26 protein-coding genes are annotated in these 26,090 nt (G+C 65.0%); 17 read left to right on the plus strand and 9 right to left on the minus strand.

The annotated features are described in order from the left end of the window. Positions 1 to 141 precede the first annotated feature (141 nt). From H8B03_RS08850 to H8B03_RS08880, 7 genes are all read left to right on the plus strand, one after another. Complete coding sequence (locus H8B03_RS08850; protein WP_193141381.1) at positions 142 to 1,239, plus strand: LacI family DNA-binding transcriptional regulator; 1,098 nt, start codon at positions 142 to 144, stop codon at positions 1,237 to 1,239. Positions 1,240 to 1,261: 22 nt separating this feature from the next. Next, positions 1,262 to 2,611: an ABC transporter substrate-binding protein gene (locus tag H8B03_RS08855; protein ID WP_193141382.1), complete on the plus strand. Its 1,350-nt coding sequence runs from the start codon at positions 1,262 to 1,264 to the stop codon at positions 2,609 to 2,611. Between the two features lie 71 nt (positions 2,612 to 2,682). Next, complete coding sequence (locus H8B03_RS08860; protein WP_193141383.1) at positions 2,683 to 3,927, plus strand: carbohydrate ABC transporter permease; 1,245 nt, start codon at positions 2,683 to 2,685, stop codon at positions 3,925 to 3,927. Next, positions 3,924 to 5,132: a carbohydrate ABC transporter permease gene (locus H8B03_RS08865; protein ID WP_193141384.1), complete on the plus strand. Its 1,209-nt coding sequence runs from the start codon at positions 3,924 to 3,926 to the stop codon at positions 5,130 to 5,132. The genes H8B03_RS08860 and H8B03_RS08865 overlap by 4 nt, the downstream gene beginning before the upstream one ends. Continuing rightward, entirely contained in the window at positions 5,129 to 6,364 is a 1,236-nt protein-coding gene (locus tag H8B03_RS08870) for a hypothetical protein (RefSeq protein ID WP_193141385.1), read from the plus strand. The genes H8B03_RS08865 and H8B03_RS08870 overlap by 4 nt, the downstream gene beginning before the upstream one ends. Next, positions 6,364 to 7,410 carry an ABC transporter ATP-binding protein gene (locus H8B03_RS08875; protein ID WP_193141386.1) on the plus strand — a complete coding sequence of 349 codons (1,047 nt, stop codon included), beginning with the start codon at positions 6,364 to 6,366 and terminating at the stop codon, positions 7,408 to 7,410. Before H8B03_RS08870 ends, H8B03_RS08875 begins: the two co-directional genes overlap by 1 nt. 301 nt (positions 7,411 to 7,711) lie before the next feature. Further along, positions 7,712 to 8,941 carry a PAS domain-containing protein gene (locus H8B03_RS08880; RefSeq protein WP_193141387.1) on the plus strand — a complete coding sequence of 410 codons (1,230 nt, stop codon included), beginning with the start codon at positions 7,712 to 7,714 and terminating at the stop codon, positions 8,939 to 8,941. 9 nt (positions 8,942 to 8,950) lie between these two features. Here the strand turns inward: H8B03_RS08880 and H8B03_RS08885 are convergent, their stop codons facing one another. Further along, the gene (locus H8B03_RS08885) at positions 8,951 to 10,138 is read right to left on the minus strand and encodes a GAK system CofD-like protein (protein ID WP_319022455.1); all 1,188 of its coding nucleotides are present in this window, start codon (positions 10,136 to 10,138) and stop codon (positions 8,951 to 8,953) included. Positions 10,139 to 10,215: 77 nt separating this feature from the next. On the opposite strand from H8B03_RS08885, the gene H8B03_RS08890 reads away from it, so the two are divergent. The 5 genes from H8B03_RS08890 to H8B03_RS08910 all read left to right on the plus strand — a co-directional run bounded on the left by H8B03_RS08890 (position 10,216) and on the right by H8B03_RS08910 (position 14,615). Continuing rightward, positions 10,216 to 10,674: an NUDIX domain-containing protein gene (locus H8B03_RS08890; RefSeq protein WP_193141388.1), complete on the plus strand. Its 459-nt coding sequence runs from the start codon at positions 10,216 to 10,218 to the stop codon at positions 10,672 to 10,674. After that, complete coding sequence (locus tag H8B03_RS08895) at positions 10,667 to 12,304, plus strand: phosphotransferase (protein ID WP_193141389.1); 1,638 nt, start codon at positions 10,667 to 10,669, stop codon at positions 12,302 to 12,304. Before H8B03_RS08890 ends, H8B03_RS08895 begins: the two co-directional genes overlap by 8 nt. Continuing rightward, positions 12,297 to 13,178 (plus strand): GAK system ATP-grasp enzyme, encoded by an 882-nt coding sequence (locus H8B03_RS08900; RefSeq protein WP_193141390.1) that lies wholly within the window; start codon positions 12,297 to 12,299, stop codon positions 13,176 to 13,178. The genes H8B03_RS08895 and H8B03_RS08900 overlap by 8 nt, the downstream gene beginning before the upstream one ends. After that, complete coding sequence (locus H8B03_RS08905) at positions 13,175 to 14,266, plus strand: HprK-related kinase B (RefSeq protein ID WP_193141391.1); 1,092 nt, start codon at positions 13,175 to 13,177, stop codon at positions 14,264 to 14,266. The genes H8B03_RS08900 and H8B03_RS08905 overlap by 4 nt, the downstream gene beginning before the upstream one ends. Before the next feature lie 79 nt (positions 14,267 to 14,345). After that, positions 14,346 to 14,615 carry an amphi-Trp domain-containing protein gene (locus H8B03_RS08910; RefSeq protein WP_193141392.1) on the plus strand — a complete coding sequence of 90 codons (270 nt, stop codon included), beginning with the start codon at positions 14,346 to 14,348 and terminating at the stop codon, positions 14,613 to 14,615. Between the two features lie 52 nt (positions 14,616 to 14,667). Here the strand turns inward: H8B03_RS08910 and H8B03_RS08915 are convergent, their stop codons facing one another. The 6 genes from H8B03_RS08915 to pedF all read right to left on the minus strand — a co-directional run bounded on the left by H8B03_RS08915 (position 14,668) and on the right by pedF (position 19,858). After that, entirely contained in the window at positions 14,668 to 15,732 is a 1,065-nt protein-coding gene (locus tag H8B03_RS08915) for a TRAP transporter substrate-binding protein (protein ID WP_193141393.1), read from the minus strand. 26 nt (positions 15,733 to 15,758) lie between these two features. Continuing rightward, the gene (locus tag H8B03_RS08920) at positions 15,759 to 17,312 is read right to left on the minus strand and encodes a TRAP transporter large permease subunit (protein ID WP_193141394.1); all 1,554 of its coding nucleotides are present in this window, start codon (positions 17,310 to 17,312) and stop codon (positions 15,759 to 15,761) included. Next, positions 17,302 to 17,718, minus strand: coding sequence for a TRAP transporter small permease subunit (locus H8B03_RS08925; RefSeq protein ID WP_319022456.1), 417 nt, complete (start codon positions 17,716 to 17,718; stop codon positions 17,302 to 17,304). The genes H8B03_RS08920 and H8B03_RS08925 overlap by 11 nt, the downstream gene beginning before the upstream one ends. A 160-nt stretch (positions 17,719 to 17,878) precedes the next feature. Further along, on the minus strand, positions 17,879 to 18,097 hold the full coding sequence (locus H8B03_RS08930) for a hypothetical protein (RefSeq protein WP_193141395.1): 219 nt from the start codon (positions 18,095 to 18,097) through the stop codon (positions 17,879 to 17,881). A 154-nt stretch (positions 18,098 to 18,251) separates the two neighbouring features. Further along, a complete protein-coding gene (locus tag H8B03_RS08935; protein ID WP_193141396.1) occupies positions 18,252 to 19,166 on the minus strand; it encodes an ABC transporter substrate-binding protein in 915 nt (304 codons plus the stop codon). Next, entirely contained in the window at positions 19,166 to 19,858 is a 693-nt protein-coding gene (pedF, locus tag H8B03_RS08940) for a cytochrome c-550 PedF (RefSeq protein WP_193141397.1), read from the minus strand. Before pedF ends, H8B03_RS08935 begins: the two co-directional genes overlap by 1 nt. A 152-nt stretch (positions 19,859 to 20,010) precedes the next feature. Between pedF and H8B03_RS08945 the strand changes: the two genes are divergently transcribed. The 5 genes from H8B03_RS08945 to H8B03_RS08965 all read left to right on the plus strand — a co-directional run bounded on the left by H8B03_RS08945 (position 20,011) and on the right by H8B03_RS08965 (position 24,308). After that, entirely contained in the window at positions 20,011 to 21,177 is a 1,167-nt protein-coding gene (locus H8B03_RS08945; RefSeq protein WP_193141398.1) for an ABC transporter substrate-binding protein, read from the plus strand. A gap of 145 nt (positions 21,178 to 21,322) precedes the next feature. Then, complete coding sequence (locus H8B03_RS08950) at positions 21,323 to 22,282, plus strand: YVTN family beta-propeller repeat protein (protein ID WP_193141399.1); 960 nt, start codon at positions 21,323 to 21,325, stop codon at positions 22,280 to 22,282. A 52-nt stretch (positions 22,283 to 22,334) separates the two neighbouring features. Continuing rightward, positions 22,335 to 22,778 carry a hypothetical protein gene (locus H8B03_RS08955; protein ID WP_193141400.1) on the plus strand — a complete coding sequence of 148 codons (444 nt, stop codon included), beginning with the start codon at positions 22,335 to 22,337 and terminating at the stop codon, positions 22,776 to 22,778. Continuing rightward, positions 22,775 to 23,515 carry an ABC transporter ATP-binding protein gene (locus tag H8B03_RS08960; RefSeq protein WP_193141401.1) on the plus strand — a complete coding sequence of 247 codons (741 nt, stop codon included), beginning with the start codon at positions 22,775 to 22,777 and terminating at the stop codon, positions 23,513 to 23,515. Before H8B03_RS08955 ends, H8B03_RS08960 begins: the two co-directional genes overlap by 4 nt. Then, the gene (locus tag H8B03_RS08965) at positions 23,502 to 24,308 is read left to right on the plus strand and encodes an ABC transporter permease (RefSeq protein ID WP_193141402.1); all 807 of its coding nucleotides are present in this window, start codon (positions 23,502 to 23,504) and stop codon (positions 24,306 to 24,308) included. The genes H8B03_RS08960 and H8B03_RS08965 overlap by 14 nt, the downstream gene beginning before the upstream one ends. A gap of 46 nt (positions 24,309 to 24,354) precedes the next feature. Here the strand turns inward: H8B03_RS08965 and H8B03_RS08970 are convergent, their stop codons facing one another. Both H8B03_RS08970 and H8B03_RS08975 read right to left on the minus strand, forming a co-directional pair. Then, positions 24,355 to 25,002, minus strand: coding sequence for an ATP-binding cassette domain-containing protein (locus H8B03_RS08970; protein ID WP_193141403.1), 648 nt, complete (start codon positions 25,000 to 25,002; stop codon positions 24,355 to 24,357). Between the two features lie 5 nt (positions 25,003 to 25,007). Further along, on the minus strand, positions 25,008 to 25,985 hold the full coding sequence (locus H8B03_RS08975) for an ABC transporter substrate-binding protein (protein ID WP_394355457.1): 978 nt from the start codon (positions 25,983 to 25,985) through the stop codon (positions 25,008 to 25,010). Positions 25,986 to 26,090 lie beyond the last annotated feature (105 nt).

Consider the following 26,090-nt stretch of genomic DNA (forward strand, 5'->3'; position numbering starts at 1 on the left):
CCCGTGCCACATTCGCAGGCATCCGTACCGCCGTTGTGCGCCGACCCTTCCCTGATCCCAGGCTTTTTTGCATTTTCTTGTTGCCGAAACCGGTTTCGGAATGGATCGTGAAGCCCAGGAGGATGAAATTTGCAGCCCAACATGGAAAACCCAGTACGGCAACCCACCGCACGGCGTGTCACGATTGCGGATGTGTCCGAGGCTCTGGGCCTGACCAAAAGCACGGTCAGTCGTGCCATGAACGGCTATCCCGACATTGCCGAAAGCACGCGCGCCCGGGTCATGCGCATGGCCGAGAAGATGGGCTATCGTCCGCTTTCCCACGCGCAGGCGATCCGGACCGGACGTGTGCGCTCCATCGGGTTCATCATCGAAACCGCCGAGCATGACGCGCACCGCCCGTTTCTGGCCGAGTTTCTGGCCGGGATATCCTCGGCCGCCAGTCTGGAGGGCTGGACCCTGACCGTCGCGGCCGCCTCCAGCCCCCTCAACACCTTGCAGATCATCGAAGGCCTGTGCGCCGATCGAAAGGCCGACGGCTTCATCCTGCCGCGCACGTTGCGCACCGACGACCGCATTGCCACCCTGCGCCGGTTGCAAGTGCCTTTTGTCATGTTCGGACGCACTGGCGATCCCACCGATTGCGCCTGGTACGACATTGCCGGCGAGGATGCGATGCAATCCGCCGTGCAGAAACTGGCCGCTTCAGGACACCGGCGCATTGCTTTCGTGAACGGTGGAAAACAATACAATTACACACACTTGCGACACGAAGGTTATGCTGCTGGCCTGCAAGCCGCCGGTCTGACTTTCGATGCGGCGCTGGTGCGTGAAAACTGCATGTCCCCCGAAGATGGCCGCCAGGCCGCCCGCGCCCTGCTGGCGCTGGACCAGCCGCCCACGGGGTTCGTCTTTGCGATGGATCGCGCCGCGCTGGGGCTCTACGACGCCGCGCGGGACCTGGGTCTGCAAGTGGGACGGGACATTTCCGTCATCGCCTATGACGGCATCATCGAGGGGGCAACCATGACCCCACCCCTGTCCACCTTTTCGGTCAACATCCGCCGGGCCGGCGAACGTCTGGGTACGCTTCTGATCCGCCGCGTGCGGGGGTCCGCCCCCGAAACCCTGCGCCGGGTGGAACAGGCAACCTTTCTGGATCGCGGCTCGGCAGCAACGCCGGCCCGATCTTCCGAGCAACTTGCAAACCTGCTTCGCGACACTGCTGCGAAGCCCTGAACTTTCAATGGGAGGTAGAACAATGACGAAACCGACTCTGCGCTTGTGGTCCACTGCGGCCCTTGCCCTTGTGCTTGCCGCACCCGGTATCTCCGCCGAGGAGCTGCGCTTCTGGACCACCGAAGAGCAGCCAGACCGTCTGGCCAAACAGCAAGAGATGGCCGCCGCTTTCGAAGCCGCAACCGGCCATTCGGTGGAGGTCATCCCGGTCACCGAAAGCGACCTTGGCACCCGGGCCACGGCAGCCTTTGCCGCGGGCGATCTGCCGGACGTGATCTATCACACTCTGCAATATGCCCTGCCCTGGTACGAAGCCGGCATCCTTGATCCGGATGCCGCCACCGATGTGGTCGAGAATCTGGGCGCCGACACTTTCGCGCCGGGCGCTCTGGCGATGGCGGCCACTGAAGACGGCTATGCCTCGGTTCCGGTGGACGGCTGGACGCAGATGATCGTCTATCGCAAGGATCTGTTCGAAGCGGCCGGGCTTGAGCCGCCCTCCTCCTATGGCAACGTATTGGCCGCCCTGGAAGCCCTCCACAACCCGCCCGAGATGTATGGTTTCGTGGCCGCCACCAAGGTGGATGAAGCCTTCATGAGCCAGGTTCTGGAGCATGTGTTCCTTGCCAACGGCGTCAGCCCGGTAGACGAGAACGGCTTCGCGCCGCTGGACGAAGCCAGGACCACCGAGGTTCTGGACTTTTACAAGGCGATCGCCAAGGCTTCGCCTCCGGGCGAGTTGTACTGGGATCAGTCGCGCACGATCTATTTCGCCGGCGATGCCGCGATGATCATCTGGTCGCCCTTCATCCTTGATGAACTGGCCGGTCTGCGCGACAGCGCACCGCCCACCATCAACGATGATCCGACTTCGACCGACCTGGCCTCGAAGACCGGCATCGTGACCAACTTCGCCGGCCCGTCCAATCCCGACGGTGCTGCCTGGGGCGACGTTCGGTACTTCGGCATCACCAACGATGCGTCGACCGACGCGGCGATGGAGTTCGTCGAGTTCAACCTGAGCGACGCCTACACCCAGACCTTGTCGATCGCGCCCGAGGGCAAGTTCCCGGTCCGTCGTGGCGATGGCGAAAACCCCACCGCCTATATCGACGCCTGGGCCACCCTGCCCGTCGGCGTGGATCGCAAGGCACCGCTGGGCGAACTTTACGATCCGGCGATGATTGCCGAGATCGTGGGCGGTCTGGATGTGGCGCAACGCTGGGGCGTGGCTGAAGGGCAGCTGTCACTGGCTTCGAAGATGATCAACAGCCAGGTCATCAACCGCATCGTGCGGCAGTATATCGACGACGAACTTGATGCCGCGGCCGCGGTTGCCGCGCTGAACGAGGAGCTGGGCGCGATCCAGTAGGGACCGCTTGCTGCCAACGGGGGTGCCGTGACCCAACGGTGCCCCCACCCCGAACACATCGGACTGTCACCATGACCACTGCATTGCCGCCTACGGGCACCGGGCCGCTCGCCAAGCGCGAGGCCCGGCTGGCCTGGGGTTTGCTTTCTCCCACCATCACGGCGGTCGCCCTTGTGGTGATCCTGCCGCTGCTGGCGGTGTTCTGGATCAGCGTCAAGCCCGTGGGGCTGGCCGATCTGCGTGCCGCCGCCCCCATTGTGCGCGCCGACCTGCGCGGCGACGCCGCTGCTGCGGGCGATCAGGTCAACCTGCGCTACCGCATCCGAAACTCCAGCCAGGACAAGGAAATCCGCAACGTCACCATGATCGACGGCTGGCCCGACGGCCTGACCCCGATCGAACTGGATCCGCGCTGTACCATCGACGGGGCGCAGTTGCGCTGCAACTTCGGCACCATGGAGGGCGGGTTTCGCGACCAGATCCTCATCCCCGTCACCGTTGGACAGGCCTTTCTGGACGCCGGCGGAGACCTGGACGACATCGATCCGGTGCTGACCGGCAAGGCCGACAGCATCCTGACCAACAGCCAATTCACCTTCGACAACTTCTCGCGCATCTTCGATGGGGACGAGTTCTGGGGCGTGCTGGGCGTCACCCTGTTCTACACGGTCTTCGGCACCATTGGCGCGCTGGTCTTCGGCCTGTTCGCGGCGCTGTTGCTGAACAAGTCGTTCCGGGGTCAGGGCATTCTGCGCGGGCTGTATCTGTTTCCCTATGTGGCGCCGGTGATCGCCGTGGCCTTTGCCTGGATCCTGCTGTTCGACCCGTTCTCCGGCTCGGCCAACGCGCTGCTGATCCAGATGGGCGTGACCGAAGGGGCCATCAACTTTTTCGGCGAACGCCCGCTGGCCCTGATCATGGTCACGGTGTTCGAGATCTGGCGCTATTTCCCGCTGTCCTTCCTGTTCATCCTCGCCCGGATGCAATCCATCGACGGCGACATGTACGAAGCGGCGGACATGGACGGTGCCTCGCCCTTCCAGAAGTTCTGGTATCTCTCGGTGCCGCAGCTTGTGGGTATCCTGTCGGTGCTGTTCCTGCTGCGCTTCATCTGGACCTTCAACAAGTTCGACGACATCTTCCTGCTGACCGGCGGCAACGCGGGCACCCGGACGCTGACCGTGAACGTCTATGAACAGGCCTTCGCGATCTCGAACATCGGCGCGGGCGCGGCGGTGGCGGTGGTGATCTTCTTCTGCCTGCTGATCTTCTCGTACGTCTTCTTCCGTTATGGCAATCAGGAGGAAGGGCTATGAGCTTCCTGCGCAACGGCCTTGTCACCAGCCCGCTTCTGGGCGCGCTGTGGACTTTCATCATTGCCACCACGGTGGCCGTGGCCATGTCCTTCATCACCGGGGCCGAGTTCCGCCCATCGCTGCTGCTCTCGCTGTTTTGGGGCGCGGGGCTGGGCGTGTTGTGCCTGCCGGGACCGCGGTGGAAACCGTTGGCCGGTCTGGCCGTCTTGACACTTCTGTCGCTGGTGGGTTTCGGCCCGCTGGTGATCGGACCCAAGGTATCCTTTCTGTCGGGGCTGATCGGTGCGGCAGCAATGGCCGGGTTCAGCACGCTGGGAATGCTGCGTATCCTGACGGAGTGCCCGCAAGGCACATTGAACCGGCATGAGTTCGAGGCGGCGGTGATCCGCTTCCTGACCGGCTTTGGCTACATCTTCTTCACCGCCATCGTCGTCATCCCCTTTTACGTGATGGTGATGACCAGCCTGAAGAACCAGTCCGAGCTGATCCAGAACCCGCTAGATTTCTCGCTGGACCTGTCCAAGGGCTTTGACCTGTTCCGCAGCTACACCGAGTTGTTCAGCCAGTTCAGTTTTGGTTCCTACCTGTGGACCTCGTTCTACATCTCGGTACTGACGGTTCTGATCACCCTGGCCTTCGCCATTCCCGGCGCCTATGCGGTGGCCCGGCTGCGGTTCAAGGGGCGGGCGGCGTTTTCACGCTCGATCCTATTGATCTACATGGTGCCGATGATCGTTCTGGCGCTGCCCATCTACATCGCCTTTTCCATGGCCGGGCTGCGCAACTCGATCACCGGGATCGTGATGATCTACCCGGTCACCACCATCCCCGTGGCATTGTACATGCTGCAGGGCTATTTCCGCGGCCTGCCCGCGGAGGTCGAGGAAGCCGGGCTGATGGACGGGCTGTCGCGTCTGGCGGTGATCTGGAAGATCACCCTGCCGCTGTCGCTGCCGGCCATGGCCTCGGTCTCGCTCTATGTCTTCATGATTGCGTGGAACGAATTCCTGCTGGCCTTCATGCTGCTGGATGATCCCACGAAATTCACCCTGACGCGCGGCATCGCCTCGCTCAACTCTTCGGAAATCCCTCGCCAGCACCTGATGGCCGGTTCGGTGATCGCCACCGTTCCGATCATGGCGCTGTTCCTGGGGCTTGAACGTTTCATGACCAAAGGTCTCACAGCAGGATCCGTCAAAGGATGACACACATCAACGAAACTGCCCGCCAAATCCTTCGCAAGAACGATCGCGGAGGCTACACCGTGCCCACAGACGGGCTGTATCCCTACCAGTGGAACTGGGACAGCGTCTTTGCCGCCTGGGGGTTCGCCACCTTCGACAACGACCGCGCCTGGACCGAGGTCGAGACCCTGTTTTCGGGCCAATGGGACGACGGGATGGTGCCGCACATCATCTTCCACCAGTCCGATCCGGGATACTTCCCCGGCCCCGATGTCTGGGGCACCAACAAGACGCCGCAGACGTCGGGCATCAGCCAGCCACCGGTGGCCGCGACGCTGGTCCGCAAGATCTACGAGATGGATCCGGAAACCGGGCGGACCCGCCTCGCCGCGCTCTATCCCAGGATGGTGGCCTGGCATCGCTGGTGGCACGAGGTGCGCTGCGCCCCCGGCCCGGCCTGCATCACCCATCCGTGGGAATCGGGCCGCGACAACTGCCCCGACTGGGACGTGGGCATGGCCAATGTGGATGGCTCCAACGTCGGCCCCTACCAGCGGCGCGACACCGGCCATGTGGATGCCTCCATGCGCCCGGGAAAGGAGGATTACGACCGCTACATCGCGATCCTGCAATTCGGAAAGGCCTGCGGCTGGAACCATGCCGAGATCATGGCAAACGGTCCCTTCCTGATGGCCGATCCCGGCATCACTTTCATCCTGCTGCGCGCCCATCGCGACCTGATCGCACTGGGGCAGGAGCTGGGCGAGGATGTGTCCGAGATCACCGGCTGGGCCGACGCGCTGGAAGCCGCCGTGCCCAGCATCTGGAACCCCGATCTTGGCGCCTATGACGCGCGCGACATCCGCACCGGCACCTGGGCCAACAATCTCAGCTCGGCCGCCTATCTGTTCCTCTATGCCGGGATCGAAAACCCCCAGATGGACGCGCAGATGCAACGCACCTGGGACGCGGTGACCTACGGCATCCCCTCGTCCGATCCCGAGGCTACGCATTTCGACCCCCGCCGCTATTGGCGCGGGCCGATGTGGCCGGTGGTCAATTCGCTGATCGCCGTGGGCCTGAAGGACAGCAGCCGGGATGCCGACGAAGCCCGCCTGCGCCGCGAAACCGCCACCTTGATCAAGAAATCGGGGTTCTACGAATATTTCGATCCCGTCGACGGCACCCCCTGCGGCGGATCAAACTTCACCTGGACAGCCGCCATCTGGCTGACCTGGGCCGGGAGGGACTGATGGCATCCATCGAACTGAAAGCGGTCGAGAAATGGTTCGGCGAGGTTCAGGTCATCAAGGGCGTCGACCTGACCATCAACGAAGGTGAATTCGTCATTTTCGTCGGCCCCTCGGGCTGCGGGAAATCTACGCTTCTGCGCATGATCGCGGGGCTGGAAGAAACCTCGCGCGGGCAGATCATCATCGACGGGCGCGACGCCACTGCCGAACCGCCGTCGAAACGCGGACTGGCCATGGTGTTCCAGTCTTACGCGCTGTACCCGCATATGTCGGTGCGCGACAACGTGGGCTTTCCACTGAAATCCGCCGGTGTTCCCAAGGAGCAGATCGACGCCAAGGTCGCCGAGGCCGCGCGGGTGCTGAAGCTTGACCCCTATCTCGATCGCCGACCCAAGGATCTTTCGGGCGGACAGCGCCAGCGGGTGGCCATCGGGCGTTCCATCGTGCGCGACCCCACCGCATTCCTGTTCGACGAACCGCTGTCGAACCTCGATGCGTCCCTGCGGGTCGAGATGCGCTACGAGATCGCCAAGCTGCACCAGACCCTGAACGCCTCGATGATCTATGTGACCCATGATCAGGTCGAGGCGATGACACTGGCCGACCGCATCGTGGTGCTGGAGTTTGGCAAGATCGCGCAGGTCGGCACCCCGCGCGAGCTGTACGATCGTCCAGCCAACCTGTTCGTGGCGCAGTTCATCGGCAGTCCCAAGATGAACATCCTGCCTTGCTCCTCGAACGGCGGGCAGTACACCGTCGCCGGCGGGCGCGGCGGGCCGGTTTCGGGCGCAGCCGTGCATCTGGGCATCCGCCCCGAACACATCGTTCTGGGCGCCGAAGGCACCGGTCAGGTCGATGGCGTGGTGGACGTTCTGGAATACCTCGGCGCTGACACTTTCCTGATCTTCGACTGCGGCGACGCCGGGCAGGTGACAGTGCGGATCAATGGCGACACCGACCTGAAGCCGGGTGACCGTCTGGGGCTGACCTTCGACCCGGACCGGCTGCATTTCTTCGGCGAGGACGGCTTGGCAATCCGGAGCTGAGCGGAAGCTGGCACGACATGGATGCCGCCCGAAGTTTGGGCGGCATCCGGCACTCTCAATACCTCATGTTGTTTATTACGTTATTTCATTTATTTGCACTGGTTTTCTCTCGCAATTTTGCATCCTTTGGTCTGACGATCCCCCGTCATATCCCGTTGCCTGACCCCAGCCCGACCCGCCGCCTCGCCTTCCGCCCTTGCAGGTCTCGCGCCGGGCGGGCAAGAACCTAGGCAAGGATCGCACGCCACGCGATGCCACGGGAAGGGAGCGGGACATGTCGCCCACAGGCCGGCGCCCATATATGACAACACGCGCCTCCGGCTTTCGGGACGTTGGCGATCGCTGGGCCGTCTGGCTGGCATCAGGCCTTTGGGCGATCTGGGCCTGGGCCACTGCATCGGGCGGTTGGGCCGCATCCACAACGGCGGACTTCCCCCTTGCCGGCCTTCCACACCCCGTTGCGGCGGCGGCGGTACTGGCCGTGGTCTTGTTTTCTGCAGGCCGCAAGTTTCTGGCACTGGTCCTGCCGCTGATGCCCCTGGCAACGCTGGTGCATCTGAACGGCGGCCTTCTGGCCACCGTCCTGACCCGATCCGACCTTGTGCTGCTGGTCCTGAACCTGATCCTCGGCACCTGCATCGGCATGGCGGCCCTGCGGCTGTCGCGCCTGCGGATATTGCCTGATCCGCACCCGGTGTTGATTGGGGCAGCAGCCGCCGGTTTGGCGGCGCTTGGGCCCGGGCTTTGGGGCATCCTGTGGTTGCTGTCACAGGCCGAGCCCTCGATGCGCCCCGATCCCTTGACCTTGCCACTGGCGCTACAAAAATCGGTTCTGGCTGCCCTTGTCACTACGGCCGCGTTTGTTCTGATGGCCAGCGCGCATCGCTGGCTGCTGCGCCTGTCGGACCTGTTCGGCCTGCTCCTGCTGGGGGTTGCGGCAACCCTTCTGACCCTTCCCGGCACAGCCCCCGGATTGACCCCGATCTTGCTGGCGCTGCTGCCTGTCCTGTTCCTGCCGCTGCCGGTGGCCACCTTGGGCCTGATGCTGGTGGCCGGCGCGGTGGTGCTCTGGCCGTCGATCCTGACCGTCCTGCCGACGCCGGTGCCCATGGCCGGCCAGATGATGCCCCTGGTCGTGTTGATGGCGATCTGGGTCCTGGTCAGCCGTCTGGCGGGTTTGCGGATGCAGGACGGTCTGGCCCGATCAGGGGCCGAATTCCGTCAACTTCTGCGCGTCACAGACAGCGGGCGCCTGACCATCGACCCGGACAAGGGCGTCGTCCACGCCGATCCCGCCGCTGCGCGACTGTTGGGTCTGCCGCAAGAATTTCCCCTGCAAACCCTGCTGGCCCGCCTGCCCGGCACGCCCAATATCGAGGAATTTCTGGACGGCATTGCCCTGCCACCGACCCCGACCGAACGCACCTGCCTGCACGGCGCGGGCGAGACGGCACTGGCCGGGTTCTGGCACACCCCCCGGGGCCGGATCGAGGGCGTGGTCAGCGCCCTGCCCGCCAAGCCCAGTTCCTGAGCCAACATCTCAGACCAGCGACACCAGCGCATCGCAGAACCGCGCCGGGTCATAGCGCGCGATCCCCTCGGCCCCGCACAGGTCCAGGCCGACGCAGGGCAGACCGTGGTCGTCGTGGATCCGCCGGACATCCGCATCACGCAGCCCCCGCTTGTCGCACACAACCGCCGTCAGCAATCGATCCGCCGGACAGTCCTGCCCGGCATCGGCACGCAGCGCCGCCAGCAGGGCCCTTACCTGATCGGGCAAATCCATCCCCAGGCATTCGGGATCGGCGCCGAGGCTGGTGAAATAGACCTTGGGCACCGCCCGCTGCGCCACGCTGCGGCCCACGCCGCGCGGCAGAAGGTTGGCGATGACGCTGGTGAACAGGCTGCCCGGCGGATAGCAGATCAGGTCCGCACGCTCGATCAGCCTGCGGTTGCGTTTGGGCAGTTTCACCGCGTTGCGCTCCAGCCGCGCGCCATCGCGGGTCAGGAACAACTCGCGGATCGGCGCAGCGATGGGCGGCACTTCCTTGCCGGTGATCTCCCGCTGGCCCACCACCGTCTGGCCATCCGCCAGTACCGCGCCAAGGCCAAGATTGCTGTCGATGATCGACCGCACGGTGCCCTGCACCGCCACCATCTTGGACATGATGAACAACACCGGCTCCAACGCCCGGTCGTGGGTCAGATAGCCGCCCGCCAGGATCAGGTTGCCGACGCTGGCCCCGGCGAAATCGAACCCCTGCGGGCAATGCGCCGCGAAGGCCCGCAGGTGCGACAGGATCAGGCTGCGCATGGGCTGGGACACCGCATCCATCAGCGGATGGGTGGTGTCCAGAAGGGCCGCGAACTCGCGCTCCAGCTTTGCCCGGCTGGCCCCGACGGGAAAGCGATGGGTAAACAGGGCGAAGATATCGGGCTGGCCCAGATCGCTTTCATCGGCCAGCGCCATCAGACGGCTGCGCAGATCGCCTACCGCGGGCATGTCGAAGGCCGTGCGCAGCACTTGCGAACTGCCGCCGCTGTCGAACGGGGTCATCAGGTGGATCGAATTGTGGGTATAGGCCTTCAGGCGGCGTGAAATGCCGTTCAGGGCGCTGCCGCCGCTGAAAAACAGCAGTCGCGGCCCAAGCCCCGGCAGACTGCGCGCGCGGGCCACCCGCAATTCGTCGGGGATTTCGGCAATGCGCGAGATATGCAGTTGTGACACGGTAGGTCTCCCGGAAAATCGCGACACGGCCAGAGAATTGACATGCATCTGTTCTGTCATGGCTATATCACCCGCCCATGTCCGGCTTGAACCGCTTTCTCGACCAGATCCGTCCCACCGTGCGCGCCGTCATCCGGCGCGACGGGCGTCTGCTGGTGCAGGTCAAGCAAAAGTCCGGAAAACCGCCCTATCTGACCCTGCCCGGCGGGCGGCAGGATCCGGGCGAGACCATGGAAGCCGCTGTCGCGCGCGAATGCCTTGAAGAAATCGGCGCCGAAGTCGCGGTCGGCCCGCTTCTGCATGTGGCCGATGTTTTCAAACCCAAACACGGCAAGCTGCGCCACCAGATCGAGGTTCTGTTCGCCTGCGAGGTGGCTGCGAACTACATCCCGCGCCTTGGGCCGCAGCCCGACAAGTCCCAGATCGCCACCATCTGGGTATCGCCGGACGATCCGGTGCGCGCCTTTCATCCGAATTACGGCACGGCCCTCGGCGACAGCGCGGCGCCGCTCTATCTGGGGCGGCTGGATGGCTAGGCTGCCGCATGCGATGGACGAGAACCTGCATTTCCTCTGCGCCGAGGTAGAGGGGCAACTGACCAGCCTGCAGGAATATTTCGCCCGACCCGACACCGCGACGGCGCGGAAGGTGCTGCTTCGGGCGGGCTATTCCCACAACCTGCAAACCCGGATTCAGCGCGCCAGCCAGCAAGCCTTGTCCCGCAGCAAACCGGGGGCCGCGCGGCAGCTCGTGCTGCGCAACACGGCCCTTGTGGCACGCAACCTTGACCTGATCAGCCGCATGGCGCGCCGCAGCCTGTTGCATGCCGAGGAGGTCCGGCACACCCCGTTGCTGCGCCCCGAGGCCTATCCCAAACCCATCAAGCGCGTGCGTCAGGCGGTGACCGGGATCAATGCGGCCATCGATGCGCGTGACAGCGGTGGTGCGGTGAAAATCGGGCAGGTGAAAGGCGATCTGGACGCGCTTTATAAGCATCTCTTCGCGACCTACACGCAGGACATGCGCAAGTCCAAGCACACCGAAGATCTGTCGAACGCCCTTCTGGCCGCCAATGAAATCAGACGGATGGGCGACGCGCTTCAAGGGATCAGCGAGGCGCTGCTGTCGGTCTCCATCGGTCAGCCGGTGCAATTCGAACGTTATTTCGCCCTCAAAGGCATCCTGTCGGATCAGAACGTGGACGAGGCCGATCTGACCCTGAAACCGCTTGCCGAGACCCGCTCGGGCAGTGGCATTTCGGGGCTGCATGGCAAGACAGCCGCAGGCGACGAGATCAACGCGGTGTTCAAGGATGGCGAGATCGCCAAGGTGAAAGAGGAACGTCAGGGCGTGAAGAAATGGGACTCGGTCTATCCCGGTCTCGCGCCCAAGATCCTGTCCTATGAAAAGCGCGGCCAATCGGCGGCGCTGTTGATCGAATACCTGCCGGGCCATACCTTTCAGCATGTGCTTCTGAACGCAAGCGACGCGCTGCTGGCCGAGGCCCGAACCGCCCTGACCCGCACCCTGCGCGATGTCTGGCGGCGTACCCGCACCGAGGAACCGGCCGACATGGCTTCGATGCGGCAGTTGGCGCAGCGGATGCCCGATGTCTACCGAGTGCATCCCGAGTTCCGGCGCGGCGAGACGCGCCTGGGCAAACTGTCCCTGCCCGCGTTCGACACGCTGGTCGAACTGGCCGGGGGTCGGGAAACCGCGCTGCCCGCGCCCTTCTCGGTGCACATCCATGGCGACTTCAACCTCGACAACGTGATCTATGACCCGGCGGATCGAAAGATCCATTTCATCGACCTGCACCGATCGCGCTTCATGGACTACGTGCAGGATGTGTCGGTGTTCATGGTGTCGAACTATCGCCTGCAGATCCAGGACGCGCAGTTGCGCAACCGGGTGGCGGATGTGGCGGGCGATGTGCACGCCATGGCCACGAAATTCGCCCGCGCGCAGGGCGACAAGACTTTCGAATACCGGCTGGCGCTGGGGCTGGCGCGCTCCTTTGCGACCTCGACCCGTTTCGTCTTCGACAAGGCGCACGCCCGGCGGATGTTCCTGCGCGCGCGCTATCTGCTGGAGCTGGCGCTGGCCTGTCCGGACGGCAAGGAAGCGCGGCTGCGGCTACCCATCAAGGACCTGTTTTGTGACTGATCTGCGTATCGGCGTAATCGGCATTCCCGGCAAATGGTCGACCGAGGCGCTGGCCGATGCGGTCGCGGCGCGCACCGGGTTCCGGCTGGTGATCGACATGGCCCAGGTGGTGCTGGACCTGAGTACGGGCCGATTGCTGCACGGCGATCTGGACCTGTGCGAGTTGGACGGGCTGATCGTCAAGAAGATCGCCGAGGTTTACAGCCCCCACGCGCTGGACCGGCTGGAGATGCTGCGGCTGGCCGAGGCGCGCGGCGTGCGGGTCTTTTCGCGCCCCGAGGCGATCCTGCGTCTGATCGACCGGCTGGCCTGCACCATGTCCCTGACCCTCGCCGGCACACCGATGCCCGACACTGTGGTGACCGAGGACCCAGGCAAGGCACGGGAAGCGGTCCGGGTCTTTGGCACCGCCGTCTTCAAACCGCTCTACAGCACCAAGGCGCGCGGCATGTGCCTGATCCCGGACGGGCCTGACGCCGCTGCCGAAATCGCCACCTTCGCCGCCGACAACCCGGTCATGTACATCCAGAAGAAGCTGAACCTGTCGGGGCAGGATCTGGGCATGGTGTTTCTGGGCGGCGACCACCTGTGCACCTATGCGCGGGTGTCCGGTGGCGGCACCTGGAACACCACCATCCACAGTGGCGGAAAATACGCGCCCTTTACCCCAGACCCGGCCCTGATCGCGTTGGGCCGCAAGGCACAGGCCCCCTTCGGCCTGGCCTTCACCACCGTCGACATCGCCCTGACCGACGACGGCCCCATCGTGTTCGAAGTGTCGGCCTTCGGCGGGTTTCGCGGCGTGCGGGATGGCTGCGGGATGGATGCCGCTGCCCTGCTGACTGACCATGTTCTGGCAAGGATCACCGCATGACGCCCTCTACCACCGCCGAGGTTCTGGCCCGGCTTGACCGCACACCGCTGGACGACGTGCCACCGCTTTGGATCACGGTCGGCCCGTGGCGCCTGCGCCTGCTCTGCCAACCGGCCCTGCGCGCGGAACTGGCCGAGTACTTCACGGAAACGCTGACCGGAGACGGCCCGGTTGCGGCGACCATCGAGGTTCTGGAAGGCCAGACCCTGGACCCAGCCCCGACGTGGCACGACTGGCGGCGCGACGCTGGCAAGATCGGGCGCAAGGATGCCACCTGGGACCTGTCCGATGGCCGGCTGATCCACAAACGCCGCACTGGCATGACCTTCCTGCAATCGCCCAAGGCGCTGGTCGCCTTCGGCCCTTGCCGCGCCAACCCGCAGCAGATCATCAATTTCGTCAACACCCAGATCCTGAACCACGGCCAGCGCGCGGGCTGGCAGATGTGCCATGCGGCGGCGGTGACCAACGGCCCCTGCGGTCTGGCCATTGCCGGGCTGTCGGGGGGCGGGAAATCAACCTCGATCCTGCGGATGCTGGACATTCCCGGCACCGCCTTTGTCACCAACGATCGTCTGCTGGTGCGCGCGGCGGACCGGGGCACCAGCGCCCTTGGCATTCCCAAGCAGCCGCGCATCAACCCCGGCACGATCCTGCACAACCCGCGCCTGCATCCGCTGCTGTCCACGGCCCGGCGGGCAGAGCTTGCCGCGTTGCCGCCGGCAGACCTCTGGACGCTGGAGGAAAAGCACGACCTGATCGTGCCCCGGATCTATGGGCCGGGGAGGGTGCGCCATGACTGCGCGCTGACCGATTTCTGGGTGCTGAACTGGCAGCACGACAGCTCCGCGCCCACCACGGTGCGCGACGTTTCCTTGCCCGACCGCCCCGATCTTCTGGCCGCGATCATGAAGGCCCCCGGTCCGTTCTATCAGGATGCGCAGGGCCGCTTTCGCGCGGACTCCGACCCGCTGGACCCGGCGGCCTATCTGGCCGCGCTGGACGGGGTGCGGGTGTGCGAGATCGCGGGCCGGGTCGATTTCGACAGGCTTTTCCGGGCAGGCGCGGATCTGCTGACGCCTGTTTGAAGGGGGATTGGCGCAAGTCGCGCCGTGGTCTATCCCCCACCCAACCGCGCATAAGCACGCAACAGGAGCAGGCAGCCCCATGGCCGCGACCGACGGAAAGTTTCGCCACGAATCCCTGCAGGATCGCAAATCGATCAAGGCGCTGCTGGAGGCCATCACCAAGGGCATCGGCAAGGGTGAACTGACGCTGAGCGAGGGCGATGACAGCCTGACCCTGCCGCTGGACCAGTTGATGACCCTGCGGGTCAAGGCCGACCGCTCGGACGGGACCTGTCGCGTCGATCTGCGTATTTCCTGGAGCGAGCGTCAGGCCGATCTGGCCGAACGCCCGGCCCCCACGGTCAAGTGACCCACGAAAAAGGCCGCCCCGAAAGGCGGCCTTGAAACGCGGATTTCCCGGCTCAGGCGCGTTGCGAGAACACCGCACCCTTCACCATGGTGCCATAGGGGCGCGCGAGGGCGAGGTAGGCGTTGTAGCTCTCCTGCACTTCGGCGAACACCGGGTTCTCGGTCGCGAGGTCTTGCATGACCTCGGCCACGGCGGTTTTCAGGGCGGCGATGACATCCACGGGGAAAGCGTCGAACTGTACGCCCTGTTCCTTCAATTGCTTGTAGGCCACGGCGTTGAAATATTCGAACTGTGCCGTGGTCTCGACCGAGGCCGCTTCGGCCGCATTGGCGATGACCGCCTGAAGATGGGCCGGCAGGCTGTCATAGGCTTCCTTGTTCACCACAACCTCCAGCGCCGCCGAAGGCTCATGGAACGCCGGCATGTAGCAATAGTTGGCCACCTTCTGCAGGCCGAAGGCCTGATCCAGCAGCGGGCCAACCCATTCGGCAGCGTCGATCGCACCGGACTGGAAGGCTGGGAAAATCTCGGGCGGCGGCAGCAGAACCGCGTTGACCCCCAGCTTGCGCATGGCCTCGCCGCCCAGACCGGCGATGCGCATGTTCAGCCCCGCCAGATCGTTGACGGTGGTGATCGGGTTCTTGAACCAGCCCGCCGCCTGCGCGCCCGAGTTGCCCGAGTAGAACGGCACCAGCCCGCGTTCGGCGTAGATCCGGTTCCACAGATCCTGCCCGCCGCCATAGCGCAGCCAGGCCGTGGTTTCGACGGCGGTCATGCCGAAGGGCACCGCCGAGAAGAAATGCAGCGCCGAGTTCTTCGAAGCCGCGTAATAGGGTGTCGAATGGCCGATCTCGGCCGTGCCCTGCTCGACCGCGTCCTCGACGCCGAAGGGCGGCACCAACTCGCCGCTGGAGAAGACCTTGAGGGTCAGCTGGCCATCCGACATGGCCGCCACACGCTCGGCAAAGGTGGTGGCATTGGTGCCCACCCCCGGCGCGCGGGCCGGAAAGGATGTCGGCATTTTCCAGGTGATCTTGCCCTGGGCAATCGCCGGCGCGGCCAGCGCGGTGGCGGGCAGCGCAAGCGCGCCGGATTTCAGAAGGTCACGCCGTTTCATCACGGTCTCCCTGTGGTTGGACTTGGTCAGAATAGTACTCCGGGCAGCCATGTCGCCAAGCCCGGAAACAGCGCCAACAGCCCGATTGCGGCAATCTGGATCGCCACGAAGGGCACGATCGCGCGATAGATCGAAGCGGTGCGGATTTGCGGGGGTGCGACCGAGCGATAGTAGAACAGCGCAAAGCCAAAGGGCGGTGTCAGGAAACTGGTTTGCAGGTTCATCGCCACCAGCACCGCGAACCACACCGGGCTGATGTCCTGTTGCAGCAGGATCGGCCCGACGATGGGAATGACGATGAAGATGATCTCGACGAATTCCAGCAGGAAGCCCAGCAGAAAGATCACCAGCATGGTCAGCGCCAGCATCCCCCAGGTGCCGCCGGGCAGACCGTGCAGCAGGTCGGCCACCATCTCGTCTCCGCCAAAGCCGCGAAACACCAGCGACAGGATCGACGCCGCGATGATGATGCCGAAGATCATGCCCGAGACGATCAGCGTCTCGACAATGGCCGGGCCAAGGATCCCGGCGCGCAGCAGCACCGTGCAGGCATAGAGCAAGCCCAGCCCCAGAAGGGCCACCAGCCCCGCCAGCAGCAGGGTTTGCGGCCCCATCACCAGCGCGCCTGCGGCGAAATCGGCCCGGATCCCCGCGCCCGAGGCCAGCAGCAGCAGGCAGGTCAGCCCGGCCAGCATTCCGGCCAGCCACGCATGGCGGCGTCCGGTCTGGGCCAGCGCGATCAGCAGGGTTCCGGCCACGCCCACGCCTGCGGCCTCGGTCGGCGTGGCGACCCCCATCAGGATCGACCCCAGAACCGCCACGATCAGCGCCAGCGTCGGCAGCGTCCCAAGAAGCAGTTCGGACAAGGCCATCGGTTCGGGGGCGGGCGCCTTGGGCGCAGGCGTGGCCCCGCCGCGCAAGCGGACCACCGCATAAAGTGCATAGAGCCCCACCAGCAGCAGCCCCGGCAGCAGCGCGCCTGCGAACAGGTCGCCCACCGTCACCGGATCTGGGGCGAAATTCCCGGCGATCTGTTGAGCCTCGATATAGGCATTGGACACCTGATCCCCCAGCAGGATCAGCACGATCGACGGCGGAATGATCTGGCCCAGCGTGCCGCAGGCGCAGATCAGCCCGCTGGAAGTACGCTCGTCAATCCCGGCGCGCAGCATGCTGGGCAGGGTGATGGTGCCCAGCATCACGATGGTCGCCCCGATGATCCCGGTCGAGGCCGCGATCAGGGCCGAGACAAGGATCACCGACAGCGCCAGCCCGGTCCGCGATCCGCCCACGGCGCGGGTGATGTTGTTGAGCATCCGCTCGGCCTGCTTTGAGCGGTCCAGCATCACCCCCACCAGCACGAACAGCGGCACCGCCAGCAGCAGGCGGTTTTCCATGATGCCGAAGATCCGTTGCGGCACCGCCTGGAAGTAGACCGGCTCGAACGCGCCGAACAGGGCGGCGATCAGCGCGATCAGGGTCGGCACTCCCGCGATCACGAACAGCACCGGCAGCCCGGTCAGCAACCCGGCCAGCAGCGATCCGGCCAGAAACAGCACCCACAGGGTTTCAGCTTCCATGACCTGCCCTCTGCCGTCGCAGCAGCGGCACCAGATCGGCCAGCGCAACCAGGATGACCAGCAGGCACAACACCACCACCGTAGACTTGACCAGGAACAATCCCGCCAGCCCCCCGGTCTCGCGCGAGCCTTCGTGGATCGCCCAGGACGCCGTGACCAGCGGCCACGCGTTGACCAGCAGCAGGGCGAACACCGGCAGGGTCAACAGCAGATGCCCGGCGCGATCCACGCCCGCCTGCCAGCGCGGCGGCATCCGTTCGCGCAGCACATCGACGCGCACATGACGGCCCGCGCGCATCGCCAGCGGAATGGTCAGCACCACGAGGCAGGCGAAGGCATAGCTGACCGCGTCCTGAAGCTCCAGAAACCCAACGCCCAGCACATAGCGCAGCAAAACGATTGTCACTTGTCCGGCAAACATCACGGCGAAAAGCCCGATGCAAAGGGCCAACAGGCCTCGGTTCAAGACATCGACCAACTGGTTCACAACACGGCCCCTTTCTTGGGCGAGCCATGCCCGAAATCCGACGCCGACGCAAACCGCTTTGCACCGGGCCAGCGCCCCTTCACCCTTGAAACCGCAGCCGTGCCGCGACTTGCCGGGCCAGATTGCCCTGTACCTCGATCATCATGATGGCGCGGATCAGGCCGTCGGCACTGGTGTCGGCCAGATCGACGGGAAACCACTGGATCACGCCACGGCGCATCAGCCGGTCCAGATGGGTTTGCGGCCCGACGATCCCGCCGAACAAGCGCGGCTGCAGGGTCCGGGCATGTCGGTGCACGACTTGCGCGCGCTGGACGAACGCGGAGTCAGCGCGCCGTTGCTGGCCTTCCTCGACCGGGTCGAACAGGCATGCAACAAACTAGTTTTTTCCGGACCGGTCGTGTTCCACAGCCACATCTTTTCCGCGATCCTCTGGCGCCGCGGCCGGGCCCCTAGCGCTCGGGCCTCAGATGCGTCAGGCCCTGGTCGGCATAGATTTCGGCGATGCGCCCCGATTGCAGCCCCTCCAGAACGGCGTCATCCACCATGTAGGACAGCGGGCGATAGCGGAAATGCACCCCCACGCCCAGTGTCCAATCGCCCACCGCAAGCCCCGGCAAGGGCGGCTGGTGCAGGGCGGTGGCATCGGTCAACCCGTGCTCCAACTGGCCGCGCGGGCCCATCACCGCCATGACCTCGCCCGCCGTCAAGGCCGCCATGGCCTCGGCCACGCTGGCAAAGCGGCTGATGTTTCCGCCCATCTGTCCACCGGCAAAACTGGTCAGGTAGAAATCGGCAATCGAGTCGTTCTCCACCCCCACGGTGTCGAAGCGGAAATAGGCCGGGGTCGGAAGATCGTCCGGGTCTGGATAGGCGGCGGTGGCATAGGCGATGGCCAGCGCCTCGCCCGCGTATTGGCCGGTGAACACCACCTGCTCCACCCGGCACTTGAAGGCGCTGTCATAGGGGATGCGCATCATGACGTTGGACACCGCCCCACCGACGATCGGACCTTTCCAGATGTTGTTGCGCAGGTCGGCCTCAAGGTTCTCGCCCGCCGCCACGAAATGAAACCGCGGCGCGACACCGATGTAGTCGGCGATCAGGCGCGCGATTTCCACGTCGACCCCGCGCGCGGTGCTGCCGTCCTGCCAGGAATAGGGCGGATAGTCCTCGTACAGCGCGAAGGTCATGAAGCCCCGCTCAAGGATCTGGTCCAGATCCTGCCCGACGATATCGCGCGAGGCATTCTGCGGCTTGGCCTGCGGCACCCAGTCGGCACAGGGATCGGCGGCCCATCCGGGGGCCGCCGACAGGACCAGCGCCAGCAGGGCGCCGCCCAGGGGGATCGTGAAGCCCCGTCGCATCAATGCGCGGCGGACAGGCCGACGGTCAGGATCTCGGCCGCCTGATCCAGGTTGCCACCATCCAGGTTCAGCACCAGTGCCGCGCGCAGGGCCACGCTGTCGGCCACCGGTGCGCCGGACAAGGTTTCGATCTCGTTGGCGATCTCCATCAGCCGGTCGGCGGTGGCCGCGGGATCGACCTCCGCCGTCCCGCTGGCGGCGGTGGCCAGGCGATCGCGGATTTCCTTCAGCTCGTCGGACCGCTCGGCCACGGCTTCGTCATCGGGGCGGGTCTCGATGAAGGTACGGATCGCCCAGGCGGCTTTCTGGCCCAGCAGTTCGCCGAAGGCCGGCATCTTGGTGGTGCCGTTCTGGGTGTAGCCGAACTGGAAACGTTCCACGTACCATTCGTCGCCGTATTCCTCGGCCTCAAGGAAGCGCAGGTCCGGGGCGAGCCCGCCCGAGATCACTTCCAATCCATGGCAACGGGCGCAGTTCTGGTTGTAGCCAGAAGCGCCGATCTTGACAGCTTCGCTCCAGACATCCTCGCCCACTTCTTCGACGCGGTAGGGATTTTCGGTCAGCCATTCCTCGCCCACATCGGGCAGGACATCGGTGTTCACCGGTTGCGGGGCGACATCGCCATGGGCAAGCGCCAGGCTTGGGGCCATGGCCAGGGTCAGGGCGGTCAGCGCGGGACGGATCAGGGTCATGTCGGGTCCTCCTCAGGGCAATCCATGCCATCGAGAGCCGTTTTACGCAGTCCGCGCCGGTAGCGATATTCGACCTTGGTTGGCCCCGCGACCATGGTCGTATGGCTGAGCCTGACGCGATCCGTAACCTTGGCGGCGGAGGAGATGATCGCATGAAACCACTTGCCGCCCTGATGCTGTCGCTGGTCCTGCTGCCCTGGGCAGCGGTCGCCGAAACCCGCATCGATGTCACCTACCTGCACGTGGAAACGCCGCAACCGCCGGTCCTGTCCAACCTTGACCCGGAGCCCGCCGACCTTGGCCTGGCAGGCGCGCAACTGGCCCAGCAGGACAATGCCACCACCGGCCGGTTCCTGGGCCATGTCTACACGCTTGACGCGGTTTCGATCCCCTTGGACCAAGATCCTCTGGCCGCTGCGCGCCAGGCGCTGACCGGCACCGACCTGCTGATCGTCGATGCCCCGGCTGATGTGCTTCTGGCCATTGCCGATCTGCCGGAGGCCGCCAAGGCACTGATCTTCAACACCTCCGCCGAGGACATCTCTTTGCGCAGTCAGGACTGCCGCGCCAACATCCTGCACAGCGCACCGTCGCTGGCCATGCGCACCGATGCGCTGGCGCAATTTCTTGTGAAGCGGCGCTGGACCAAGCTGGCTATGATCGAAGGCAGTCATCCCGAAGACATGGCTTTCGCCACAGCACTGGAGCATTCGGCAGAAAAATTCGGCCTGAAGATCGGGGCGCGGAAAACATGGGCTTTCGACGCCGACATGCGGCGCCAGGCGGCCCAGGAAGTCCCGCTCTTCACCCAGGATCTGGGCACATACGATGCCCTTCTGGTGGCCGATGAAACCGGTGATTTCGGACGCTACATCGCCTACAACACATGGCTGCCGCGCCCGGTCGCGGGTTCTGAAGGGCTGACCGCAACGGCCTGGGCACCCGTGGTCGAACAATGGGGCGCGGCACAGCTGCAGTCCCGCTTCCGGGCGCTGACAGGCCGCCAGATGCACCCCCAGGACTACGCGGCCTGGGCCGCCCTGCGCAGCATCGGCGAGGCCGTGACCCGCGGCGCGACCAGCGACGCGCCCACGCTGCACGAGTTCCTGATGTCCGCGGACTTCGAACTGGCCGGGTTCAAGGGCCGCCCCCTGACCTACCGCGCCTGGAACGGGCAATTGCGCCAACCCATCCCGCTGACCCACCCCCGTGCTCTGGTGACCCAGGCACCGCTGGAAGGCTTCCTGCATCAGCGCACCGAGTTGGACACGCTCGGGCTCGATGCCCCCGAATCCGACTGTGCCGCCTATGCGGCCTGATCCCTTCCATGCGGGGGCCAGCCCCCGCACCCCCGGAGTATTGTCACCAAGAAGAAACGCCCACTCTTCTTCTTGGTTCGAAGTACTCGCCGGGGGTGTGGGGGTGGCAAACCCCCACGCTGCCCTTCGAGAAAAAGGACCGACCATGACCATTCTTCGAACTGCTGCCCTGCTTGCCTTGGTCACGATGCCCGCCAGCGGCGCGGAGATCTGGGTGACCAACGAAAAGGATGACACCATCAGTGTCATCGACGTGGACACGCTGGAGGTGATCCGCACGCTCCCGACCGGAGAACGGCCGCGCGGCATCACCTTTTCCCACGATTTCAGCCGGGTCTATATCTGCGCCTCGGACAGCGACACGGTGCAGGTCATGGATCCTGTTTCGGGCGAGATCCTGCACGATCTGCCATCGGGGGAAGACCCCGAACAGTTCGTGCTGCATCCCGATGACCGCCACCTCTATATTGCCAATGAGGATGACGCGATCACCACCGTGGTGGACACCGAAACGCGCCGGGTCGTGGCGCAGATCGATGTCGGCATTGAGCCGGAGGGCATGGCGGTCAGCCCCGATGGCAAGGTCGCCATCACCACCTCAGAGACCACCAATATGGCGCATTGGATCGACACCGAAACGCAGAAGCTGTTTGCCAACACGCTGGTGGATTCCCGGCCCCGGCACGCGGAGTTCGTCAAGGACGGGCGCGAATTGTGGGTCAGTTCCGAGATCGGCGGCACCATCACCGTGTTCGACACCGCGACACAGGCCGAGATCGCGAAGATTGCCTTCGAGGTGGACGGCATCCATCCGGACCGGGTTCAGCCCGTGGGGTTCGAGTTCACCCAAGGCGACAGCCATGCCTTCGTGGCGCTTGGGCCATCCAACCATCTGGCTGTCGTCAACGCCGAAACCTACGAGGTCGAGGACTACATCCTGGTTGGGCGCCGGGTCTGGCACATGGCGTTCTCGCCCGACAAGGACCTGCTGTTCACCACCAACGGTGTGTCGGGAGATGTGACCGTCGTGGACGTGGCCAAACGCACGGCGATCAAGTCCATCAAGGTGGGCCGCTTTCCCTGGGGCGCGGCCCTGCGCCCCTGACACTCGGGCCCCCTGGATCCGAAACATTCCAACTAGACACGAGGAACACACCATGAAAACCCTGATCACCGCCCTGGCCCTGTTCGCCCTGCCCCTTGCGCCCGCGGCATTGGCCGATGATGACGATGGCTTCGGTCTTGCCGGCATCCTGTCGGCCAGCAACAAGGAAGATCTGCCGCCCATCCAGCTTTCGGCAGGGGTGCCATTGACCGACGCACCGTGGGAGTTGGCATCGGGCACCTATTACGAATTCGAAATCCAGGGCGACGGCAGCCAGGAACTGGCACTGGTGGGACCGGAGTTCTTCCGCGCGATCTGGATCGACGAGATCGTGGTCGAGGGGCTGGAGATCCGCCCGCTGGGACTGGACAGCATCGAGTTTGACGAGGCCGGCGAAATGGAGATCGGTTTTGTCGCCATCAAGCCCGGCCAGTACTACCTGAAGATCCCCGGCTCCACAGGCGAAACCCAGCGGCTGGAGATCACCATCAAGTGACGGCGGCACCCGCTCTTTCCGTTCAGGGCCTGGGGTTTTCCTATGGTGCGAAGCGGGCCTTGGACGGGGTTGGCTTCGACCTGGCGCCGGGGGCTTTCTGCGCCCTGCTGGGGCCGAACGGGGCGGGGAAATCGACACTGTTCAGCCTGATGACCCGGCTGTTCACGACGCCCGAGGGGCGGATCGAGGTCATGGGTCACGATCTGTCGCGGGCGCCCAATGCGGCGCTGGCCACCATGGGTGTGGTGTTTCAGCAAACCACGCTGGACCCTGACCTGAGCGTGCGCCGCAACCTGGCCTATTTCGCGGCGCTGCATGGGATCGCGGGCCGTGACCGCGAGCATCGCATCGACGCGGTGCTGGACCGGCTGGCGATGCGCGCCCGGGGGCACGAGCGGGCGCGCGACCTGAACGGCGGGCACAAGCGCCGGGTCGAGATTGCCCGCGCGCTTCTGCACGATCCCAGGGTGCTGCTGCTGGACGAGGCCACAGTCGGGCTGGACGCCGCCACGCGGGCCGATATCACCGCCCATGTGCACACGCTGGCCGCGGAACGGGGCATCACCGTGCTGTGGGCCACGCATCTGACCGATGAGGTCTTGCCCGAGGACCGGCTGCTGGTGCTGCACCAGGGCCGCATTCTGGCCGATACCACCGCCGCCGCTTTTGCGCCGCAGGGTCCTCTGCGCGACGTCTTTCTGGACCTGACCGACGGGACGCAACATGGCGCCATTTGATCCCCGCGCCGCGCGCATCGCCCTTGTGGCCATTGTCACGCGCGAGGCGCTGCGCTTTGTGCACCAGCGCGAGCGGTTCCTGGCAGCACTGGTGCGTCCGCTGGTCTGGCTTGTGGTCTTTGCCGCCGGGTTCCGGGCCGCACTTGGCCTGTCGATCATCCCGCCCTACCAGACCTATATCACCTACGAGACCTACATCGTGCCGGGATTGTGCGGGATGATCCTGCTGTTCAACGGGATGCAATCCTCGCTGAGCCTTGTCTACGATCGGGAAACCGGCGCCATGCGCTTGCTGCTGACCTCGCCGCTGCCACGCTGGTGGTTGCTGACCTGCAAGATCCTTGCTTCGACCCTGATCTCGATGCTTCAGGCGCTTGTGTTTCTGGCCATTGCCGCCGCCTTCGGGGTGCGGGTGGGCTGGACCGGGTATATCGCGGTGCTGCCCGCCCTTCTGGTGGCGGGGCTGATGCTGGGCGGTCTGGGGCTGGCCCTGTCGAGCCTGATCAAGCAGTTGGAGAATTTCGCGGGCGTGATGAATTTCGTCATCTTCCCGATGTTCTTCCTGTCGTCGGCCCTGTATCCGTTGTGGAAAATGGCCGAAAGTTCGCAGATTCTTTATGTGATTTGTGCTACAAACCCATTTACTTACGCGGTGGAGTTGATCCGATTTGCCTTGTACGGGCAGTTCAATTTGCCGGCGCTTCTGGTCACCCTTGGCGCGGCTGCTGGCTTCATGGGGCTGGCCTTGTGGGGCTATGACCCGGCCCGTGGGATGATCCGGCGCAAGGGGTAGGATGTGCGCCGCCGCACCTGGCGTCCGGCACAGACTCTCGGCCCGGTCAGGCGGGCAACAGAGTCGCGGGTTTGCCGTCCAGCCGCAGGACGCGGGTTGCGAGCCTGCCGATTTCAACCTGGGAATGGGTGACGAGGATGGCCGCACTGCCGCGGGCGGCACGCATCCGGGCAAACAAGGCCATCATGTTGTCGGCCAGATCGGGATCCAGCGACACGAAGGGCTCATCCAGCAACAGCAATTGCGGCGCGCGGGCAAAAGCGCGGGCCAGCGACAGCCGCCGCTGCTGGCCCAGCGACATCTGACCCGGAAACAGGTGATCCTTCCCGGCAAGCCCGACCTCGGCCAGGGCCTTGCCGGCGGCGGCACGGGACAGGCCGGTCGTCAGGGTGAGATTGTCACAAGCGCTGCGCCAGGGCAGCAGGGTCGGGCTTTGAAACACCATGCCGATGCTGCCACGCGTGGTCAGTTGCTGACCTGGCGCGGTGATCTGCCCGGCGATGAGGTTGAGAAGCGTGGACTTGCCGATGCCCGAGGGGCCGGTCAGCGCCAGGGTCTCTCCCATGGCCACCGACAGGGACACGGGGCCGAGAATTTCGGCCCCGTTCAGCGACAACCCCGGCAAGGACAGATCCAGCACCGGGCGCCCGGCATCGGGCGTGTTCAGAACGATGTCGCGGGAATGCCGGGTCATCGGGCTCAGGAGCCGGGCCGCAGGAACACGCCGTCGGGCAGTTGCGTGGCACTGCCAAGCAGGTCTTCGCCGCCCAGCTCGGCCATCAGCCGCAACATGCGGTCGGCGGCGGCTTCATCCACCGGACCGGGGGCCGGGATACCGGCCCGGAAGCCCGCCTTCAGCGCCTCGAACTGCACATCCGTCTTGGCATTCATGCGCGGGCGCAGGCGATCCCATTCGGCATCATCGCTGGCCAGAAGCGCCTTGGCATCGCCCGAAGCCGCCGCAAGCGCCTGAACGATCGCGGGGTTTTCGGCCACCAGGTCGCCGGTCACCACATAGCCCAGAAGCGGGGTTTCCGGGTCCAGCCCAAGGGCGGCGGCGGCGTCGGAGACATCGACCAGCCGACGCATCCCGGCGGCCTCCATCTTGGCCATGAAATGCCAGTAATTTATTGCACCCTGCGTCTGCCCCTGCAGCGCGGTCTTGAAGATCAGCGGCGGCGCGCCGAACACCTGTTCGGTGTCAGCCGCCAGATCCATGCCGTATTCCTGCGCCGCATAGGCCCGCAGGATCAGCCAGCTTTTGTCGAGCGGCCCGCCGGCAATGCCGATCTTCATCCCCTTCAGATCCTCGATCGTCTGGGCCGGGCTGTCCTGGCTGACCAGAATGCCGCCCACCGCCTTGGAATAGGGAATGAACACATAGTCCTTGCCCGCCGCGCGCTGCCGCGCCACCCAGAGCCAGTCCGAGACGATCACATCCGCCTCGCCGGCCTGGAAGGCAACCTTGGCGGCGGCACCCCCGGCCAGACCCTGCACCTGCAGGTCAAACCCGTGGGCAGCGTCGAGACCGTGATGCTGGATCGTATCCAGCTCCCAGTTGACGGTGCCGAATTCCAGAACGGCGGCACGCAGGACCGGCGTTTCCGCCATTACCGCGACGGCGCTCAGGGCCAGGCCGACGGCCGCGCCGGTCAGGGATTTCATCATCATCATCATTCCCTCCTCCAAGGTCTGCGGGAACGTACCACGATCAGACATGTCGGGAATTACGACCAAAGCACCGCCTGCCAGATGGTCGTAGTTTTGACTCCGATCAAGATC

Origin of the sequence: Meridianimarinicoccus sp. MJW13 (assembly GCF_014901205.1) — a bacterium.
Lineage (GTDB): Bacteria > Pseudomonadota > Alphaproteobacteria > Rhodobacterales > Rhodobacteraceae > Meridianimarinicoccus.